Annotated in this window: 20 protein-coding genes; 5 read left to right on the top strand and 15 right to left on the bottom strand. The window is 65.6% G+C overall.

The genetic code is table 11. The annotated features are described in order from the left end of the window. Nucleotides 1-37 precede the first annotated feature (37 nt). The 13 genes from cls to tilS form a co-directional block, all read right to left on the bottom strand. Entirely contained in the window at nt 38-1519 is a 1482-nt protein-coding gene (gene cls, locus AB0O71_RS14480) for a cardiolipin synthase (protein WP_363746419.1), read from the bottom strand. Between the two features lie 75 nt (nt 1520-1594). Continuing rightward, the gene (locus tag AB0O71_RS14475; protein ID WP_346057063.1) at nt 1595-1774 is read right to left on the bottom strand and encodes a hypothetical protein; all 180 of its coding nucleotides are present in this window, start codon (nt 1772-1774) and stop codon (nt 1595-1597) included. A 56-nt stretch (nt 1775-1830) separates the two neighbouring features. Beyond that, a complete protein-coding gene (lysS, locus tag AB0O71_RS14470; RefSeq protein WP_346057062.1) occupies nt 1831-3378 on the bottom strand; it encodes a lysine--tRNA ligase in 1548 nt (515 codons plus the stop codon). A gap of 118 nt (nt 3379-3496) precedes the next feature. Further along, nucleotides 3497-4201, bottom strand: a complete 705-nt coding sequence (locus AB0O71_RS14465) for a DUF2520 domain-containing protein (RefSeq protein ID WP_363746416.1) — start codon at nt 4199-4201, stop codon at nt 3497-3499. Then, nucleotides 4198-5883 carry a PH domain-containing protein gene (locus tag AB0O71_RS14460; RefSeq protein ID WP_363746414.1) on the bottom strand — a complete coding sequence of 562 codons (1686 nt, stop codon included), beginning with the start codon at nt 5881-5883 and terminating at the stop codon, nt 4198-4200. The genes AB0O71_RS14465 and AB0O71_RS14460 overlap by 4 nt, the downstream gene beginning before the upstream one ends. Then, entirely contained in the window at nt 5880-6404 is a 525-nt protein-coding gene (locus AB0O71_RS14455; RefSeq protein WP_363746412.1) for a PH domain-containing protein, read from the bottom strand. Before AB0O71_RS14455 ends, AB0O71_RS14460 begins: the two co-directional genes overlap by 4 nt. A gap of 21 nt (nt 6405-6425) precedes the next feature. After that, nucleotides 6426-6941, bottom strand: a complete 516-nt coding sequence (locus AB0O71_RS14450; protein ID WP_363746410.1) for a DUF3180 family protein — start codon at nt 6939-6941, stop codon at nt 6426-6428. Next, nucleotides 6928-7515, bottom strand: a complete 588-nt coding sequence (folK, locus tag AB0O71_RS14445; protein WP_363746408.1) for a 2-amino-4-hydroxy-6-hydroxymethyldihydropteridine diphosphokinase — start codon at nt 7513-7515, stop codon at nt 6928-6930. Before folK ends, AB0O71_RS14450 begins: the two co-directional genes overlap by 14 nt. Beyond that, complete coding sequence (folP, locus tag AB0O71_RS14440; RefSeq protein ID WP_363746406.1) at nt 7512-8798, bottom strand: dihydropteroate synthase; 1287 nt, start codon at nt 8796-8798, stop codon at nt 7512-7514. The genes folK and folP overlap by 4 nt, the downstream gene beginning before the upstream one ends. Beyond that, entirely contained in the window at nt 8795-9457 is a 663-nt protein-coding gene (gene folE, locus AB0O71_RS14435) for a GTP cyclohydrolase I (protein WP_363746404.1), read from the bottom strand. Before folE ends, folP begins: the two co-directional genes overlap by 4 nt. Before the next feature lie 5 nt (nt 9458-9462). Continuing rightward, nucleotides 9463-11586, bottom strand: coding sequence for an ATP-dependent zinc metalloprotease FtsH (gene ftsH / locus AB0O71_RS14430; protein ID WP_363746402.1), 2124 nt, complete (start codon nt 11584-11586; stop codon nt 9463-9465). A 141-nt stretch (nt 11587-11727) separates the two neighbouring features. After that, nucleotides 11728-12285 carry a hypoxanthine phosphoribosyltransferase gene (gene hpt / locus AB0O71_RS14425; protein WP_363746400.1) on the bottom strand — a complete coding sequence of 186 codons (558 nt, stop codon included), beginning with the start codon at nt 12283-12285 and terminating at the stop codon, nt 11728-11730. 4 nt (nt 12286-12289) lie between these two features. After that, a complete protein-coding gene (gene tilS / locus AB0O71_RS14420; protein ID WP_363746398.1) occupies nt 12290-13384 on the bottom strand; it encodes a tRNA lysidine(34) synthetase TilS in 1095 nt (364 codons plus the stop codon). 99 nt (nt 13385-13483) lie between these two features. On the opposite strand from tilS, the gene ppa reads away from it, so the two are divergent. Then, entirely contained in the window at nt 13484-13978 is a 495-nt protein-coding gene (ppa, locus tag AB0O71_RS14415) for an inorganic diphosphatase (RefSeq protein WP_363746396.1), read from the top strand. A 90-nt stretch (nt 13979-14068) separates the two neighbouring features. Here the strand turns inward: ppa and AB0O71_RS14410 are convergent, their stop codons facing one another. After that, nucleotides 14069-15445, bottom strand: coding sequence for a peptidoglycan DD-metalloendopeptidase family protein (locus AB0O71_RS14410; protein WP_363746394.1), 1377 nt, complete (start codon nt 15443-15445; stop codon nt 14069-14071). A gap of 66 nt (nt 15446-15511) precedes the next feature. Next, on the bottom strand, nt 15512-15982 hold the full coding sequence (locus AB0O71_RS14405; RefSeq protein ID WP_363746392.1) for a MarR family transcriptional regulator: 471 nt from the start codon (nt 15980-15982) through the stop codon (nt 15512-15514). Nucleotides 15983-16964: 982 nt separating this feature from the next. Between AB0O71_RS14405 and AB0O71_RS14400 the strand changes: the two genes are divergently transcribed. The 4 genes from AB0O71_RS14400 to AB0O71_RS14385 all read left to right on the top strand — a co-directional run bounded on the left by AB0O71_RS14400 (nt 16965) and on the right by AB0O71_RS14385 (nt 19711). Further along, nucleotides 16965-17273 carry a lactococcin 972 family bacteriocin gene (locus AB0O71_RS14400; protein ID WP_363746390.1) on the top strand — a complete coding sequence of 103 codons (309 nt, stop codon included), beginning with the start codon at nt 16965-16967 and terminating at the stop codon, nt 17271-17273. Between the two features lie 52 nt (nt 17274-17325). Further along, nucleotides 17326-17985, top strand: coding sequence for a hypothetical protein (locus tag AB0O71_RS14395; RefSeq protein WP_363746388.1), 660 nt, complete (start codon nt 17326-17328; stop codon nt 17983-17985). A gap of 260 nt (nt 17986-18245) precedes the next feature. Further along, nucleotides 18246-19046 (top strand): hypothetical protein, encoded by an 801-nt coding sequence (locus AB0O71_RS14390; RefSeq protein WP_363746386.1) that lies wholly within the window; start codon nt 18246-18248, stop codon nt 19044-19046. Then, nucleotides 19040-19711 carry an ABC transporter ATP-binding protein gene (locus tag AB0O71_RS14385; protein ID WP_363746384.1) on the top strand — a complete coding sequence of 224 codons (672 nt, stop codon included), beginning with the start codon at nt 19040-19042 and terminating at the stop codon, nt 19709-19711. Before AB0O71_RS14390 ends, AB0O71_RS14385 begins: the two co-directional genes overlap by 7 nt. Nucleotides 19712-20038 lie beyond the last annotated feature (327 nt).

The raw sequence follows: 20038 nt of genomic DNA, 5'->3' as shown, positions 1-20038 counted from the left end.
CCGAGTTCAGCGTAGGCCCTCGCCGGCCACAGCGCCCCTACTGCAGTGCTGAAGTGAGTCGAGCGATGCCGTCGAGCAGCTGTGAGGGCAGTGACTGCTTCTGCCATTCTTCGAGGGTCAGCTCACGAGAGTTCTCGCGATAGTAGGCGGTGACCTCGTCGAGATCGCGCACGAAATCCGCTCCGTGCACCACCATCGAGATCTCCATATTGAGTCCGAAGGATCGCTGGTCCATGTTCGACGACCCGACGACCGCGACCTCCTCGTCGACCGTGAAGTGCTTGGAGTGGAGAATGTAGGGCGGACGGAACATCATGATGCGCACTCCGGCGCGCAGCAGCTCCTCGTAGTAGGAGCGCTGAGCGTGATACACGAGGGCCTGGTCGCCGACCTCCGATACGAAGAGCTCGACCTCGACTCCGCGAGCGGTCGCCGCACGCACCGCGTTCATGATTGAGCCGTCTGGCACGAAGTACGGGCTGGTGATGCTGATCCGCCGCTGCGCGGAGTACATGAGGGCGACGAAGACCTGCAGGTTGTTCTCGCCGGCGTACCCCGGACCGCTCGGCACGATCTGGCAGTCAAGTTCACCCGGCTGCTGAACGGTGAACGCCTCCTCGGTGAGGTTGGTCAAGTACTCGCCGGTCTCGAGATACCAGTCCCCTTGGAACACGGCCTCGAGCCCGAGCACGATGGGCCCTTCGACGCGCACCATGAGATCTTTCCAGTGCAGACCGCGCCGTCGGTTCGAACGCTTGTTGTAGGTGGAATCGACGAGATTCTGCGAGCCCATGAAACCGACCGCGCCGTCGATGACGATGAGCTTGCGGTGATTGCGCAGGTCGGGTCGCTGGTATTCGCCGCGCCAGGGCCGCACGGGCAGCATGTACGACCATTCGGCGCCGATGTCGGTGAGACTCTGCCTGGTGCGCTTCGCTCCCGGGTTGCGCACCGCCGAGATGTGGTCGAGCAGCACGCGCACGGTGACACCGCGAGCCACGGCCTCGCGCATCGCCGCGAACACGTCATCGGTCGTCTCGTCGTGCACGAGAATGTAGAACTCGATGTGCACGTATTCCTCCGCCTCGCGAATGGCGGCGGCCATTCGGGCGAACGACTCCTCGTAATCGATGCACAGCGAGGCCGTATTGCCCTGCAGCATGGGCTGCGCACCGAGCTCGCGACCGAGCTTCACCACGCTGTCGAGACCGGGAAGCATGCGCTCGGGCGGCGTGATGAGCTCGGCTTCCTCTTGGTCGGCGATCTGGGCGACGAAGTGGTTGATCGCTTCCTGTTTGCGTTCGCGCGAGCGTGGCAGTCGCTTACTGCCGATGACGAGGAAGAGCAGCAGTCCCGGCACCGGCAGAGCGAAGATCGCCATGAGCCAGGCCATGCCGGCGGTTGGACGCCGGTTGCGCGGAACGACGAAGATGGCGACAAGTCGAATCAGATTGTCGACGACGAGCACGAACCAGGCCCACACGACGGGCCAATCGAGTCCGAGCCAGTCGAATTCCATCTGGCCCCCTCCGTCACCTCAGCGCATTAAATACGCGAGTACGCGCACGTCCACTGTACCGGGGAACGGAGTGTTTCAGGCTTCGTCGCGAGCCGGCAGCCCGGCCTTCGCGCGCTCCTCGGCTTCGATGCGCTGGTAGGCCTGGCGCTCCGTGCGGTCGGCACGCAGAATCAGCCGCAGCACCAGCCAGAAGAAGATGCCGATCAGCACGGTCGGAGTCAGCGACCAGACCGCGTTCAACCACCAATTGTCCATAGTTCTCCCAGTGTACTTGCGCCCCCGCGCGAAAACCTGGGGAGCTCTGAACGCGACTACTTGACGAGCGGGAAAAGGATCGTCTCCCGGATTCCGAGCCCGGTGAGCGCCATCAGCAGTCGATCCATGCCCATGCCCATGCCACCCGACGGGGGCATGCCGTGCTCGAGCGCGCGCAAGAAGTCTTCGTCGATCGGCATCGCCTCGTCGTCGCCCCGGGCGGCCTCCGCCGCCTGCTGCGTGAAGCGCTCGCGCTGCACGACCGGGTCGACGAGCTCGGAGTACCCGGTCGCCAACTCGAAGCCGCGCACGTACAGATCCCATTTCTCCACAATGCCCGGGATCGAGCGATGGTGACGCGTGAGCGGGCTCGTCTCGACCGGGAAGTCCATGACGAAGGTCGGTCGGGTGAGCCCGTCCTTTACGAAGTGCTCCCACAGCTCCTCGACCAGTTTGCCGTGATTCGGCAGGTGCACCTCGACGCCCTCGGCGTCGGCGATCGCCTGCAGCTCTGCCACGCTGGTCTCCGGCGTGATCTCCCTGCCGGCCGCTTCGGAGAGCGTGCCGTACATCGAGATGCGCTCCCAGTCGCCGCCGAGATCGAAGAGCGTGCCGTCCGCCCACCGCACCACGTGCGTGCCCGCCCGCTCAGTGCCGGCGTTCGCCGCGAGCGCCGCGTTCTGGATGAGCAGCTGCGTGAGGTCGGCGATGCCGTTGTAGTCGGAATACGCTTCGTACGCCTCGAGCATCGCGAACTCGGGGCTGTGCGTCGAGTCGGCGCCCTCGTTGCGGAAGTTGCGGTTGATCTCGAAGACGCGCTCGAGGCCGCCGACCGCCGCGCGCTTGAGGTACAGCTCCGGCGCGATGCGCAGGTAGAGCTCGGTGTCGAACGCGTTCGACTCGGTGACGAACGGGCGTGCCGATGCGCCGCCGTGCATCGTCTGCAGCATCGGAGTCTCGACCTCGATGAAGTCGCGCTCCGCGAACGTGCTCCGCAGACTCGCCATGGTGCGTGCGCGGGTGACAACGTTGATGCGGGCCTGCTCGCGCTGGATCAAATCGAGATAGCGCTGGCGGATGCGCGTCTCCTCATTGAGCTCGGCGTACATATTGGGCAGGGGCGCGATCGCCTTCGCCGCGATCGCCCACTCGCGCACCATGATCGAGAGCTCACCGCGGCGGCTCGAGATGATCTCGCCGCTCACGAACAGATGATCGCCGAGATCGGTGAGCTCCTTGTAGCGCGCGAGCGACTCCTCGCCCACCTCTGCAAGGCTCACCATCGCCTGAAGGCGTGTGCCGTCGCCGGCCTGCAGCGAGGCGAAGCAGAGCTTGCCGGTGTTGCGCTGGAACACGATGCGACCCGCGAGACCCACGGTCTCACCGGAAGCCGTGTCGGGTGTCTGCTCGAGGTGCCCGTGCGCGGCGCGCACTGCGGGAATCGTCGTCGTCACGGGCAGCGAGACGGGGTAGGCGCCGCCGGCGAGGTCGGCTCCGGCGTTCAACCGGTCGCGCTTCTCGAGTCGCACCCGCTTCTGCTCGAAGATCTCTTCGGCGGTCGCCTCCGGGGCGCTCTCTGCGGGTGCTGCGGTCTGCTCGCTCATAGGGGCGGGATCCTCCGGATCGTGTCGGCGTACCGATCCATCCTAGCTTCCGTGGGCGAAGGCCACCCGCGCACGGACGTGCGCACCCGAGAGCATGTTCCCACTCTCCGGCTGCTCACTACATTTCGGGATCGGGCTCCCCCGCGATCAGCTCCTCCTCGACCGCGGCGCGCACGATCCCGGCCACCACGTGATCGGGACGCTCGATTCCGATCTCCCGCAACGCATCGATGCCCTGCCGCACGACGGCACGCGAGAACTCGCGGGCGGCGCCGACGGCCTCGGCGTAGGCTGCGCGATCCTCTTCTGCGACGATGACCGGCTCTGCACCCATTTCGACTGCCAGCGCCTGACCGATGGGCAGCACGGGAGCGGGAGCGGTGACGGCCATGGTCGCCTCGGCAAGCCGCGTGAGATCCAGGCTGGTGCCAGTGAATACCATCGCCGGATGGAGCGCGAGCGGAATCACTCCCGCTGCGAGCGCTGGCGCGAACACGCCGAATCCGTGCTCCGGCGCCGTGTGGATCACGAGCTGCCCGGGCTGCCACGCGCCGGTCGCCGCGAGGCCGGAGACCAGGTCGGGCAATTCGCTGCCCGGCACGGCGAAGAGCACGAGCTCGGAGCGCCGCACGACCTCGGCGACCTCGAGTATCGGCACCCCGGGAAGCAGGGCTGCCGCTCGTTCCCGACTCTCGATGCCCACAGCCGTGATACCGATGATGGCGTGACCTGCGCCCGCGAGCGCCCGAGCGAGCACGGGCCCCACGCGGCCCGCCCCCACGATGCCGATGCCGAGTCGTGACGCGGCAGCCCCCGAGCTCACGCTTCGCTCGTGCGTTCGTCCGTGCCGGCCGCCTCACCGGCCGGGAGTGCGGGCGTTCGTGCGTCGAAAATGCGCTGCGCCTCCGCTCCCTGCACGCGCAGCACGAGCGCTGCGAGCGCGTCGAAGATTTCTCGCGCGGTGCCGAGTTCGATGCCGCGCATCTCCATGCGCACAGGACCGAGCACCGTGTGCGCCGAAATCGAAGCGAGGCCGAGCATGCGGTGCACGAGGGGCCGTCGCAGCTGGATCGACTGCGCCCGAAGGATCGGCATGATCGACAGCGAACGCGTCAGCACACCGCGACGAATGCGCAGTGTCGCATCGTCGTCGCCGGTGTCCTGGAGGAGCAGGCCCGCGCGTCGCCGGCCCCAGAGCAGCACCGCCCCCGAGCGTTTCCCGCCGCGCACGTAGTGCTCTGCCGAACCCGTGAGCCCGTCACGGAGCGACTCGATCTCCTCAGCCTGGCCGCCCGAGCCCGGAAGCAGGGTCTCGATCACGCGGAGCACATCGGCTTCCCGGCCGACGGGCAGTACGACGTTCTGCGTCGCGTTCTGCCCGCCCTGGGCCACGGAGTGCCCCGCCGTGGTGATGCGCACCTTCCACCAGCCGAGCGGTCGCCACAGCAGCGGCTGACGCGCTTCGACGGCGTGAATGCGGCCGAAGGGAATGGACTCGGTGATGGTCGAGGTCAGCCCCGAGCCGGTGCGCGCGGCATCGTCGGTGCGGGAGAGCGTGAAGTTGAAGCCCTTGTTGAACTGCCCGAACATGATGCTCGCCATCACGATCAGCAGCGGAATGATGCCGAAGATGAGGAATGCCTCGAGCACCGCCCCTCCCACGACGATGCCGATGATCAAGAGCACGAGGATGATCGACTCCCACCCGAGGGCGATGCTTGCCGCGAGCCGCCCCACGGGCACCTTCACGAGCGTCTGAGCTTCAAGGGCCCCGGGGTCGATATCGGTGTCGACGAAGTCATGCGCCCGAGCCGTGAGGCTGTCGCTCGCTTCTGAGTACACCGACCCATCGAAACCAACCGGCGCCGGTCCGGCCACTTCGGCGACGGTTCGCTGATCGGCGGCGGCCCCACCGCGTCGACGCGATCCCGACACCTGTAGAATCTGCTCGCGCACCGTCTTCGCGTCTCGGTGGCCGAGGAACGACAGCTCGACTTTGCCCCCTTGGCCGGCGGTGACGACCTCGATCTTCGTGAGGCCGAGAGCTCGCGCGAGCAGGGACCGCTGCAGGTTCACGCTTTGAATGCGCTCGAGCGGCGCACGCCGATGGGATCGGAAGAGCACCCCGTTGCGCACCTCGACGGCAGCATCGGTGATGCGGTAGGTCGCGAACCTCCAGGCCAGCCACGAGAACAGCACGATCAGCAGGAGCACCAGCAGGAGCCCTCCGAGAACGGCGAGCAGCAACCCCTCGGCGACGAGGAATTCGTAGAGATCGACCAGGTCGCGGTCGCCCGAGACGTCGACAGAGGAATCGCCGTCATCCAGGTTGTTGGCGAAGAAGAACTGCACGAAGTGATCGCGGAAATTCGCGAGAATGATGCCGGCGATGACGATCAGCGCGAGCCCACCGCGCAGCAGCGGCGACAGCGGATGCATGCGCCGCCAACCCTCGGCGTCAGAGGCGCCGGGAAGCTGCGCGTCGACTTCGGGGTCGACGGTCACAGGCCCGACCTCCGGGCCTCGGCGAGTTCCACGAGACGATCCCGCAGCTGCTCGGCGTCTTCATGGCGCAGACCGGGCAGATTGACGCCGGTCGCCGCGGACGCCGTGACGAACTTGAGCGTGGCCAGCCCGAGCGCGCGCAGCAGCGGCCCGCGTGTGACGTCGACGAGTTGCAGGCGCCCGTAGGGCACCGCGATCACGCGTTCGAACATGATGCCGCGCCGGAAGAGCAGGTCGTCGTCGCGCAGCAGGTAGCCGATCGCGCGCACTCGGCGAAACGCGAAGATCGCGTTGATCAGGAAGATCAGGATCAGCGCAGGAAGACCGATGCGTAGGAACAGCGGCGCGGCGCCTCCCGTCGAGACGAAGATGACTGCGAAGACCGCGGCCAGTGCGATGACGAATAGCAGGTTCACCGCGAGATCGGCCCACGCGTACGAGGGCGACACCCGCTTCCAGTCGACCCGCTCCGTCTGCCACTCGGCTGCGGACTCCGTTACCTCGACACCACCCGTAGTCATGGCTCCAGCTTACGGCCAGTGCTACCGATCTCGGGTGACGGCCGCATCACGCGGTCCGCGATCCGGATCCATGCCGCTCTCTTCCTCGGCCTCGTCTCCCGGAGGGACGCGGCACCAGTGCTCGACGATCGCCGCGCAGGCGAGCAGGGTCGCGCCGGCCGCGATCACGAGCACCATCGGCAGCCACACGGCGGAGGTTGCCGCCACGCTCCGCCCCGCGAGCGACATCAGCAGCCCGCCGCCGAAGCCACCGAAGAGCGCACCCGCGATCTGGCCGGCGCGAGCCGTGACGAGCAGCCGGACCGCGTGGAACGGGTCGATCGCTCCCGGCTGCTTGCGGATCTGCCGGCGCAGGCGGATGCCGAAGACGAGCAGCACTCCGGCGACGAGCACCAGTGATGCGGCGAGCGACAGCGGAGGCGAGAGCGGTGCTTGGCCACGGCTCGACAGCGCGAACTGCACCACCAGGCCGACGGCGGCGCCCATTGCCGCGGCAGCGAGAGCCGCGAGCGGGTTGCTGCGCTCAATCTTGCGCATCGAGCCCTCCGGTGCTGTCAAACGTGCATCCGTTGCGGTTACCGGCCGCCTCGGTGCGATCGGTCCCGTCGTCGTCGCGCAGCGGAGCGGTGGTGTCGCCGACCCGCTCGAGCAGGTCTGCCACCCGCCCGTGGCCCATGAGCACCGCATTCGGATCGAGATCGAGCCAGGGGGCGAGCACGAAGTCCCGCTCGTGCGCACGCGGGTGGGGCACCTGGAGCCGCGAATCGGCGATGACGCGGCCGCCGAAGAGCACGAGATCGATATCGAGCGTGCGGTCGCCCCAGCGGGTGTCGCGCATGCGGCCGTGAGCGGCCTCGATCGCCTGCATCGCGTCGAGCAGCGCATGGGGGTCGAGCGTCGTGCACGCCGTGGCGACGCCGTTGAGGTAGCGCGGAGCATCGGGGTCTGGCCCCGCCGCAGTGAGGGCGACCGTCTCACGCAGCCGAGATGCCGCGAAGCGGTCGATACCGGGCGTCTCGGCGAGCGCGCGCTGCGCAGCGCGGATCGTCTCGCCGCGATCGCCCAGGTTCGCTCCGAACGCGAAGAGCACGGGAACGAGCTGCGCGATCATGACGCCGCCTGGTTTCTCGCAGCACGCACGACGGTGACCGCGACGTCCGCGAACGGCAGTTCGATGGGCGCGTCGGGCTTGTGCACGGTAATGCGTGCGGAGCGCACCCCGGCGAACCCTAGCGCCACCGCGGCGACCCGCTCGGCGACCGTCTCGATGAGGTCGACGGGGTCTCGTCCGACCGCGTCTGCGATCGCCTCGGCGAGTTCGCCGTAGTGCACGGTGCGCGCGAGTGCGTCTCCCGCAGCTGCGGGCGCGAGATCGACCGTCACCTCCGCGTCGATCACGAAGCGCTGGCCCTGTGCGCGCTCGAACTCGAAGACACCGTGATGTGCGAATACCTCGAGCCCGGTGAGCGTGATCCGGTCCGCTGATTCCGCACTCACGCGCTCGGGCGAAGCGATGCGATGGGCACCGCTCTGCCGGTACCCGCTCTGCTGCGCGTCGCCCCGTCGGGCACTGCTCCAAGCGGCCTGCACGGCGAGCGCTTGGCTTGTACCGCGCACGTCGTGAACGCGCACGCCCCACGCTCCGGCCTCGGCGGCAAGCGCGCTCACCACTGAAGTCGCCAGGTCGCGCTCAGTCGGAGAGGTCGACGGCTCCTCGGCCAGCGCCTCGCCGAGCATGCGCTTGCGCGACGCGCCGATGAGTACGGGGTATCCGAGCGCGCGTAGCTCGGCGAGGCCGGCGAGCAGCTGCCAGCCCTGCGCTCCGGTCTTGTCGAAGCCGAGGCCCGGGTCGAGCACGATGTGGGCGGCGTCGACCCCGGCGGCCACTGCCGCCTCAGCTCGCTGGGAGAGCGCTGCGACGACCTCACCCACGACATCCGCATAGTCGGAGCGCTCGTGGCCTGGGTCGGGAACGCCGCGCCAGTGCCCGATGATGAACCTGACCGCGCGATTTCGACTCGCCTCGGCGGCGACGCCGAGCATGCCGGGATCGTGCAGGCCGCCCGAGACATCATTGATGTAGCGCGCTCCAGCGTCGACCGCAGCGGCAGCGGTGGCTGCGTGGAGCGTGTCGACGGAGACCGCGACGCCCGCCTCGGCGAGAGCGCGAATCACCGGCAGCACGCGCGCCTGCTCGTCGGAGCTCGTCACCGGCATGGCACCCGGCCGCGTCGATTCGCCGCCGACGTCCACGACCTCCGCGCCCAGGCCGACGAGTTCGCGTCCACGAGCGATCGCAGCGTCTTCACGTGCGTACACCCCTCCGTCGCTGAAGGAATCAGGAGTGACGTTGAGCACGCCCATGACGACCGGCCGCGCTCCGGAGCCCGTCACGCGTCGCTGCTCTCTGCTTCGCCGCTCTCTGCTTCGCCGCTCCCTGCTTCACCGATATCTGCTTCACCGATGTCTGCTCCGCTGATGGGTGCACGGCCGATCAGGGCGAAGACCGCTGCTTGCTCCGCAGCATCCGCGAGCGACCCGCGTGAAGCAACGGTGATGATCGTCGATTCGCTCTGGCGCACACCGCGGTCGGCCACGCACCCGTGGCTCGCTTCGAGCACGACCAGCACGCCGTGCGGGTTCAGCCCATCATGAATGGTCTGCGCGATCTGCTCGCCGAGCCGCTCCTGCATCTGCGGCCGAGCGGCGAGCACCTCGACGACGCGCGGAAGAGCGCTCAAGCCGACTACGCGTTCATCTGGTCGATACGCGATATGCGCACGGCCGCGGAACGGCAGCAAGTGGTGTTCGCACATCGACCTGAGCGTGATATCGCGCATCACAACGAGCTCGCCGGTGTCGTCGCCGACCGGCACCGAGTCCGAGAGCAGCACCGAGGGGTCACGGCCCACTCCTGCGAAGAACTCGGCGTAGGAGTCGGCGACGCGAAACGGCGTGCTCGCCAGCTCGGCGCTATCGGGATTCGCCCCGATCGCACTGATGAGCTCGCGCACCGCCGAAGCGATCCGCTCCCGATCCACCGTGTCGCCCATGCAGGCTACTTCGCGCCGTCGCGATCGTCGTCGCCGCCCACACCCAGGTTGCGCGGCGGCAATCCCGGCTCGTCCGTCACCTGCGGGGGAACCGGATTGGGCACCGGGTCCACCGCGATAACCGGGGAATCGGCCGGGGACTCGGGCCCGGGTGCGGCTCCGGGCTCGGGGTCGCCGACCGCGCGATTGTCGGTGCGCACAGACGCGGGCACCTCGATCGGCGGGCGGTTCGAGACCGGGCGGTCGTCGTGCGACAGCCAGGTGGCGCGCGGTGCCAGCTTCTGCACGTTCGTGAAGATCTCGGCAATCTGATTGTGGTCGAGGGTCTCCTTCTCGAGCAGCTCGCGAGCAAGCGCGTCGAGGATGTCGCGGTTCTGCACGAGCACCTCGTACGCCTCGTTGTGCGCCTGCTCCATGAGCTCGCGCACTTCGGCGTCGATGGTGATCGCGACGCCTTCCGAGTAGTCGCGGTTCTGCCCGAACTCCCCCATGAAAGCGCCCGGTTGACCCTGACCGAGCTTGACGGGGCCGACCGTCGCCGACATGCCGTACTCGGTGACCATCTTGCGCGCCGTGCTGGTGGCCTTTTCGATATCGTTGCCGGCGCCCGTGGTCGGATCGTGGAAGACGAGTTCCTCGGCGACACGGCCCCCGAGTGCGTAGGCGAGCTGATCCTGCAGCTCGTTGCGCGTCACCGAGTACTTGTCTTCGAGCGGGATCACCATCGTGTAGCCGAGCGCACGCCCGCGCGGCAGGATCGTGATCTTCGTCACCGGATCGGTGTGATTCAGACCGGCAGCGACAAGTGCGTGTCCGCCCTCGTGATACGCGGTGATCAGCTTCTCGTGGTCGCGCATGAGGCGCGTGCGTCGCTGCGGGCCGGCGATGGAGCGATCGATGGCCTCATCCAGCGCGCGGTTGTCGATCAGCTGGGCGTTCGAGCGCGCCGTCAGCAGCGCAGCCTCGTTCAACACGTTCGCGAGATCGGCGCCCGAGAAGCCCGGCGTCTTACGCGCGACGACCTCGAGATCGACGTTCTTCGAGAGGGGCTTGCCCTTCGAGTGCACCTGCAGAATCTTGAGTCGCCCGGGCATATCGGGAGCATCGACACCGACCTGTCGATCGAATCGACCGGGGCGCAGCAACGCGGGGTCGAGCATGTCGGGCCGGTTGGTGGCCGCGATCATGATGACGTTGGTCTTCGGATCGAAGCCGTCCATCTCGACGAGCAGCTGGTTGAGCGTCTGCTCGCGCTCATCGTGCCCACCGCCCATGCCCTGCCCACGGCGCTGGCCTACCGCGTCGATCTCGTCGACGAAGATGATGGCGGGAGCGTTGGCCTTCGCTTCCTTGAAGAGGTCGCGCACGCGGCTTGCGCCGACGCCGACGAACATCTCCACGAAGTCTGATCCAGAAATCGAGTAGAACGGCACGCCTGCTTCGCCCGCAACGGCGCGCGCGAGCAGCGTCTTACCGGTTCCGGGAGGGCCGTAGAGCAGCACGCCCTTGGGAATGCGGGCCCCGACTGCCTGGAAGCGCGTGGCGTCTTGCAAGAAGTCCTTGATCTCGTGCAGCTCTTCGACCGCCTCGTCAGCGCCGGCGACATCGGCGAACGTGACCTGCGGCGTCTCCTTCGAGACGAGCTTCGCCTTCGATTTGCCGAACTGCATGACCCCGCGGCCGCCGCCCTGCATCGAAGAGAGCATCCACCAGATCAGCAGACCGATGATCAGCAGCGGAAGCAGGAAGCTCAGGAGCGACCAGATCGGGTTCGGCTGCGGCACCTGATCGGTGTAGCCGTCCTTGAGGTCGGCGTCATTCACGGCTTCGACGATGTCGACGCCGCGCGGCGCGATGTAGTAGAAGTAGACCTCTTGCGATCCGGTCTTCTTGTCAGCCTTCTCGAGTTCGAGATTGACGCGCTGATCTCCGTCGATGACCTCGGCGTGCACCGCATCGCCATCGGCGAGCATCTCGAGACCGCGATCCGTCGACACCTCTCGGGTGCTTCCGCCCGACAGCACTGACCAGCCCAGCAGCACGATGATCGGTGCGAGGATCAGATAGAGCAGCGGCCCGCGCAGGAGCCGCCGGCTCTTCGAAGTGCTCTTCGTCGAATTCTCTGCCAAGTCTGGACCTTTCAGAAGGAGCGTGCCGGGAGATCCAGCATCGGTAAGCGTAGCCAATGCCACTGACATCGGTCTGAGCCGCGGGTGCTTGTCCGCTCACGGCGCACTCGGCGCACGGCGCGCGCCTGGGGTTTCGAGAACCTACTCGCCGCCGTAGACGTGCGGTGCGAGCACGGCGACATCGCGCAGGTTGCGATAGTCCTCCGCATAGTCGAGGCCGTAGCCGACGACGAACTCCACCGGAATATCGAACCCGATGTAGGCGACGTCGACGTCGACCTTGAGCGCTTCGGGCTTGCGCAGCATGGTGCAGATGCGCACCGACTTCGCGCCACGGCTCTCGAGGTTCTCCTTGAGCCACGAGAGCGTGAGACCCGAATCGATGATGTCCTCGACGATGAGCACGTCGCGACCGGTGATGTCGGCGTCGAGATCTTTCAAGATCTTCACCACGCCGCTTGACTTCGTGCTGGCACCGTACGACGACACGGCCATCCAGTCCATCTGCGCGTGGAACCGCAGTTCTCGGGCGAGGTCGGCCATCACCATGACGGCGCCTTTCAGAACGCCCACGAGCAGCGGGGGCTCATCGGTGTAGTCGGCCTCGATCTCGCGGGCCAGTTCGGCGAGCCGCTGGTGCAGCTCTGCTTCGGTGTGCAGTACGACGGAGAGCTGATCGCCCAGATGTTTCGCATCCATGGGTCTATTCTTCCATTGCTGAGAGGTCGTCTGCGACATCGGCTCGAGGGCCCGACCGGCGGGGCGACCCCACGCGTCGGGTGAACTCGATTCGGCCGCCGACGCGTGCGACGGTGATGCCAGGCACCTCGATCGTCCCCTGGCCACGCCAGTGCGTGACGAGCGCGGCGATGGCCAGCGTATGCTCCCGGCTCAGCTCGCTGCCGAACTCCGCCTCGGCGACCCTCCGGATGATTCGATGGCGCAGGGCGGCAGGATTCGCCGCGAGCGCGCCGGCGGAGACGGCGATTCCGGCTTCGGCGTGCTCTACTATCTCCTCGATCTGCTCCGTGATCATCGCGTCGAACGCCTCGGCGTCTTCCCGCGCGAGATCCGCGGTGCGAGCGAGGGCGGCGGCCACGCCGGGCCCGAGTTCGCGCTCGAGCAGGGGCAGCACGGTGTTGCGCACGCGCACCCGCGTGTACGCAGGGTCGGAATTCTGCGGATCCTCCCACGCGTCGAGCCCCGCCTCGTGACACGCGGCTTCCGTCGTCGCGCGGGTGACCGCCGGCTCCGCGCCCACGAAGGGGCGCAACGCGACGAGCCCGGTGTCGAGCGCACGGCGCGGAGGGATGCCCGCGAGACTGCGCGCGCCCGATCCTCTGGCGACGCCGAGGAGCACCTGCTCCGCCTGGTCGTCGCGCGTGTGTGCGGTGAGGATCGCGATGGCCCCGAGCTCCCGGGCGGCGCTCGCCAGCGCCGCGTAGCGGGCCTCCCGCGCTGCAGCCTCAGGCCCGCGCGCAGCAGACGCTGACACAGCGACGCGACGCACGACCACCGGAGCGAGGCCGAGCTGCCGCGCCTGATCGGCCGCGCGATCGGCGACCACTGCCGAATCGGTTTGCAGCCCGTGATCGACCACCACCGCGCCGGCCGAGAACCGCTCGCGCGGCGCAGTGAAGGCTGCTGCAGCCGCGAGCGCAAGAGAGTCCGCGCCACCCGACAGCGCGACGAGCAGGAGCCCGCGGTCGGCGCCGTCGCCCGGGCCTGCTGCGCCGTACTCCGCCCGCAACGCCTCTCTGACAGCACGGCGAGTGGCGAGAAGCGCGGTTTGCAGCATGCCTCAACGGTACCGGGCGGCGGAGGTCGGGTAGCCTGGGAGCCGCATATGCACACTCGGCCGCTTGCGGCCGCTCACAGAAAGCACGGAGGAGCGCGCATGGCCGCAGCATTCGACGCTGTTATCGAGATCCCCAAGGGGAGCCGCAACAAGTACGAGGTCGACCACGAGACGGGTCGGGTGTACCTCGACCGCGTGCTCTACACCGGCTTCGTCTACCCCACCGACTACGGCTTCTTCGAGGAGACGCTCGGCGAGGACGGCGACCCGCTCGACGTGCTCGTGCTGCTCGACTACCCGGTGTTCCCGGGCGTCGGCGTGAAGGTGCGCCCGGTCGGCGTGCTCAAGATGAGCGACGAGGCGGGCGGCGACGACAAGGTCATCGCCGTGCAGCAGAAGGATCCGCGCTGGGCGCACATTCAGGATGTCGCCGACATTCCCGAGTACACCCGCAAGGAGATCGAGCACTTCTTCGAGCACTACAAGGATCTCGAGCCGAACAAGTGGGTCAAGGTCGACGCGTGGGGTTCGGCCGCTGATGCCGAACAGCTCATCGTCGAGGCGCAGGATCGCCTCAAGACCGAAGGGCACTGAGTTTCAGGCGCTCATACGCTTAAACGCGAGTGAGGGGCTCGGGATCGCGATGATCCCAAGCCCCTCACTCGTCTCGGCCTGTCTCCCTGATTACGGGAAGACGATGTACCAGGCCGGATTCACGAAGTCGTACCAGCCGTTGTCCTGGTTGGGCCGCATCTCGAAGTGCAGGTGGCAGCCGGTGCTCGCGCCGGTGTTCCCGACGTAGCCGACGACCTGTCCGGCCGACACATAGCTCCCCTGCCCGACGACGGCCCATCCGATCATGTGGGCGTACCGCGTCTGCCAACCGTTCGGGTGGTTGATGGTGACCATGTTGCCGCCGCCACCGCCATCCCAGTACGTCATTGCGATGGTGCCCTCTGCCGCCGCGAAGATCGGCGTGCCGCATCCCGTGGCGAGGTCGATGCCGGTGTGGTCGGGCCGGCCCGGGGGCCGGAAGCCCTCTGACACGTAGAAGCCCGCGGTCGGGTACATCCAGCCGTTCGACCCACCGCCACCGCCCGGTGCGGGAGGAGGTGCGACGCCGCCGCCCGGAGCCGGAGCGCCGCCGCCACCGCCCGGGGCTGGTGCGCCGCCGCCTCCCGGATTGTTCGCGGCTTCCTCAGCGGCACGACGGGCGGCCTCCTCGGCAGCCTTGCGCGCCGCTTCGGCCTCCTTGCGCAGGCGCTCGGCCTCCGCGCGTCTCTGCTCCTCTTCGATGCGCAGTCGCTCCTCGTACCCCTCGACGGTCTTCGTCGTGGTGTCTTTCAGCGCGGCGAGCTGAGTCTCCAGCGTCTTCTGCTGGTCCTCCTGCTCTCTGACCTTGTCGCCCTGGCCTGCCACCGCTTCGGCCGCGGCCACTTCCTTCTCCTGCTGCACCTGGCGCAGCTCTTCGCGTTCCTGCGCTGCCGCTTCCGCTTGTTTGCCGAGAGTGTCGGCCGTATTCGCCGCCTGTTCCGCCTCCTGGGAGAGCGCGGTGTTGCGTTCGGTCGCCTTCGACATGGACGCCATGCGGTCGAGCAGCGCATCGGCGGTGCTGCCGTCGGAGTCGAGGAACATCTCGACGCTGCGATCCACACCGCCCGAACGATACATCTGCGCGACCAGCGCGCCCGCTCGATCGGCGGCCTCGTCGGCCTCCTGACGGCTCTGCTCCGCCTGCACCTCGAGATTCGCCGCCTTCTCCGAAGCCACTGCGAGCGCGTCCTCAGCCGCATGCAGCTCATCGATGGTCGTCGCATGCAGGTTGCGCAACCGGTCGAGCTCTTTCTCGCCCTCGGCGATGAGCGACTCGATCTCCTTGACCTTCTTCGCGGCAGACGACTGATTCTGTTTCGCCGCTTGCACATCGTCCCAGGTGGGCAGGTCGAGGGCCTGGGCGGGGGGCGCGCTGAGCTGACCGCCGACCAGCACTCCGGCGCCGATCGCGCACGCGGCAAGCGCTCCGAGCACACGCCTCATCGTGCTCGTCTTCCGTTTCTGCATCCTGCCCCCATATCGTGCAACGTACGCAGTTCTCCGGCAACGGTAGCATCTCGTTGCGCGACGTGCTCAGGTGGACGGCGCGCGGTCGCTTCCCGAGCCCAGCGACTCCTGGCTCGCATCGATGAGCCGCAGCATCGATCGGTGCAGCGTATCGAGCTCGGCCGGCGTCATACCCAGGCGCTCTGCCATCTGCACGGGCACCTGCTCGGCCCGTGACCGCAGCTGCTCCCCCGACTCGGTGAGCGTGATCTCCAACCGGCGCTCATCGGTCGTGCTGCGGGCGCGGCGCGCGAGGCCCTGGGCTTCGAGGCGTTTGATGAGCGGGGAGAGCGTCGACGCCTCCTGATGCAGCAGCTCGGCGAGGGTGCGCAGATCGAGCGTGCGGTGCTCCCAGAGCGCGAGCAGCACGAGGTACTGCGGGTGCGTAATGCCCATCGGATCGAGCACCGGCTTGTAGGCCGCCACGATGCCCCGGGAGGCGACGGTGAGCGCGAAGCAGACTTGACGCTCGAGCGCCAAGGGGTCGTGCGGATTCATGCGTTCATCTTCGCAGACGTCGTTCATGGCCCCCTTCCCATCGGTGAGATCACGGGCTATCGTGGCCCGAGACCGCCGACAACGGAGTCGCCGGTCGCCTGCTTGCGCCCGGTCGGATCGCGCCAGCTCCAAGTCGCCTGGGATGCCGGGCCAGAGCCTTTCTGCTCGTCGTGCAATGGATCCCCGCTCGTGCAGTGACGAACTGCAGATTTCGTCCTGCACGACGCCGAATCCCCTGTGCCACGTGAACCTACGCGCCATTCAAGCGATTTTCGGATCCACCGGATCGCTCCCCAGAGGAAGGGAACGTACTCACCGGGGAGAGACTCCTCGATGTCGAAACGCTCCCCGGAAAACGACCGATCACCGCCGACGACAACTCACGCCTGGTGCACCAGTAAACCTTGCTGTGCAGACCGAGCGAAGACTGTCCATGCAGCCGCACCTTGTATTCGAACCAAAACCCCGGTCAATGAAGGTGAATTCATCATGCCGAGCATCGACTCGGCGCTTCTCACCGTAAGTGTTCGTGACCCGAAACACTCGCATAGCCTCCATAGTTCGCTTTCGGTCCGCCGCCTCGAGGCACCAGAAGTTCAAGGGCGGTAAGAATCACGTATGCGTCGACAGTGTGAACATACAGCGGGCGGAGACGAGTTTGTGCAGATGACGCGACAAGTTCCAATAGTCATACGTCGTGCAGACCTCATTGCTGGTGCGTCGCTTAGGCGAAAACGTGCGCATTCTCATATGCGACAGGGCTCGAATGGAGCAGTCCGAGGTAAAGAAGGGTGGGTCTCACGGAACAGTAAACCAGGGCTGCACCCGTCGCGCGGCTTCAATGAGCTGCATACTGAAAAGTTTGGAATATCAACTCAATTTGATCCGAAACGTAGCTGATTCTCTTCACGCTTCCAGTGAAGCCTAGGTGGCGTCCTACAGTCAGAAACGCAGCTGCTCAAGTTGCTTCAGCTGACAAACAATGGAGTTGTTAACTATGTCTCGTCTCAAGAAGGCGTCAGCCGCCGCGGTGGTTGCAGGAGCAATCGTATTCGGATCTGTCGCCCCCGCTAACGCGATTGTGACCACCTGCCCCGGCGTTGGAGGCACGTGGGATTATGGCGTTACCAACATCGTTTGGTCGAAATTCTTGTCGAACAAACTACACCGATCCACCGCGGGTAACTCGCTCGGTGACTGGCGCAGCGCCAACACACAGCCCGGCCGGTGGGCGAGCGTCTCGATCAGTGCTACTGCGTTCAACAACCGGGCTTACTGCGCGAATATCTAAGTCTGGAGGAGGGTCGTGCCGGACGCTACTGTTCGGTACGACCCGCTGTCAAATGCCTAAGTTGAACCGTTCCCTTGCCGCGATCGAGGCAGTGCTTTGCGCCTCGTTGATTCTGACTGGCTGTGTTCAGTCCGCTCCAGACGATGAACCGGAGCTCTCGTCGAATGTTGTGGATGCGCCGAAGCCTCCCGAGTTTTCTGGCCCTTATGCCTCTCTCTTGACCGAGATATGGCAGAAGACGGACAGTGACTTCGTGCGCGGTGTGATCGAAGACGGCGCGGTTTCCGATCAAGAATGGGCCGAGACCTCATACCGCCTCGAGCAGTGTCTTCAAGACAACAACATCGCTTTCCTCGGCGTCAAAGAAGACGGAACGTATGGATTCAAAGCCGATGGTCGTACCCAGGAGGAGATCGAACCAATCCTTGTCGACTGCGAGGAAAGGAGCGGCGAATCCTGGATCAACATGCTTCGTTTAGCTCAGCAGACGAATCCGAGTAACGAGCCCCCCGAAGCGATCGTGCGAGAATGCATGCTTCGTATTGGAGTGGTCGAGAAACCGTACTCCGCTGAAGAGTATCTATCGGACCAGGAGACTTTGGACTTCCCCCTCTCGAAAGATGGCCCCGGCATGGATGGCTTCTGGGCGTGCAACGCTGACCCCCGAATCGAAAGTTTCTCGCCCGAGACAAGCCTCCAGGACTCACATTGATGGGATTGAAAGTAATTCGCCCTCGATTCGCGAGATCATTCGGCACTCTGTCTCTCATACTTCTGGGAGCTATAGCGTGCGGTTCGCTGGGTGCAGCAGGCGTAGCGTTCACTCTTCATCCCGCAACTCCGCCATCGCTAGCTGAACCTGACAGTCTTGAAGAGTTCCCTACTGTAGAAACAACTTTTGCAGATGAGCGGACGGTTGAGATTTCATTGATTCAGTCCGCCTCGAGAACCTTGACAGTCGAAGGGTCGGGGGTGGTCACCTCCAATACGTGCCTGCCACTTGAAGCAATCGTTTCAGGAACGGTTGCTTACAGCGTCAACGAAGCGCCGGTCCTAGCTCTCGCCTCCTCCATTCCCATGTGGAGAGAACTGCGACCCGGTGATCGAGGTGCGGACGTGGAAGCTCTCCAAAGCGCTCTTGCCGCACTCGGTACTGGTGTCCAGGTCGACGGAGTCTTAGGCCACGACACACTCGAGGTGATCGCGGGGTTCTACCTGGAAGCCGGCTACTCCTTAGAGACGCTCGATTCTCTACCGAGCAGCCGTCTGCTTTGGCTTCCTACGCCCTCGGTGGTACCAACGACGTGTGCGATGAACGTCGGCGACAAGCTTGCCGGGAGCACCGACTTTGCGACCGTCTCTGGAGGGCTGGCTTCGGCGCAAATTGCATACCCTTCCAATTTCGTGCCCGGCCCGCGAGTACTTTTGGTCAATGACAAGGTGCTCGAGATCGATGCCCACGGCGCCGTGTCCAATGCAGACTTGCAGCTCATCTCTGGGATTCCCGGCTATCAAGATGCCATCAGAACTACAGAACCTGTACCACTTACCGGCGTATGGAGTCTTGCCGAGCCTGCTCGTGCCGTTTCGGTGCCTGCCGCCGCCCTGAGCCACATTGAGGGACAGGAGGCCTGCATATGGAATGGGTCCGAGGGATACGCCGTCACGCTTCTCGGCTCCCAACTCGGGCAGTCGATCGTGAAGAGCGCGACCGATACCGACTTGCCGTCGACCGTAACGATCAACCCCAAGAACATCCAAGCGGAGTGTTGAGAGTGGGCCGCGCAACTGACTCACTTGTGACCCTGTCTACGGTCGGGCATCGCTTCCCGAGCAGTCCATGGCTTTTTCGAAACGTGAATGCCTCGTTTCGCGCGGGCACTGTCCATGCGTTGACCGGGCCATCCGGCTCCGGCAAGTCCACTTTGCTCCATCTAATCGCGGGATGGGAGAAACCTGTTGAAGGCAAAATCGAACGAGCGGATCCCATCTCTATCCGTTGGGTGTTTCAGAATCCTCACGGAGTGAAGGCGAGAAGTGCTCTCGATCACGTTACGCTCCCTATCTTGGCGCGAGGCGTCAGGAGGCGAGAAGCCGAGGAAGAAGCATGGCAGTACCTTGTCCAAGTCTCCTTGGAGCACGTGTCAAGTCTTCCGTTCTCGGCACTTTCCGGTGGAGAGGCTCAGCGACTCATGCTGGCGCGGAGCCTCGCGGCGAAGCCCGACCTGCTTCTTGTCGACGAGCCCACTGCACAACTTGATATGGCAACCGCCACCACCGTGAACCGAGCTTTGTCAGACCTGTCAGGAGGAGCAACAACGATCATTGTTGCGACCCACGATGCACGCACGGTCGAGTCTTGCGACGAACATCTCGCTCTTGATGGCTTCGCTACCCGGGCATCAAGGGATAACAGGGCCGAATCTGAGTCGCCATGAAACTCAGTAGTGTTTTCAGTGAGGCCTGGCGGAACATCGGAACGAACACATCGCGTTTTTTCCTCATTGGAGTATCGCTATCGATCGCAGTAAACGCTCTAACCATTGCGGATCTCACTGCCAGCAAGCAAGTCTTGCATTCCGCCTCCGAGTATCGAGCGGCTCGTGCAAACGTTCTCAAATTGCATGCGCCAGGTTCCATCAACGGAACCAGATGCGACAGTTTCACAGTGCTGGCGAGTAGTCGTTTAAGGTACTCCTCGTCCACCTAGTTGGTACTCGGTTCCGGGAAGAGGGTACTGGCCCGCAGCATTACCCGCCTTGGGC

The organism is Leucobacter sp. NPDC077196 (assembly GCF_040687075.1).
Classification (GTDB): Bacteria; Actinomycetota; Actinomycetes; order Actinomycetales; family Microbacteriaceae; genus Leucobacter.
Note: the sequence above shows the minus strand (reverse complement) of the source record. Positions and strands in the feature narration are given on the sequence as shown.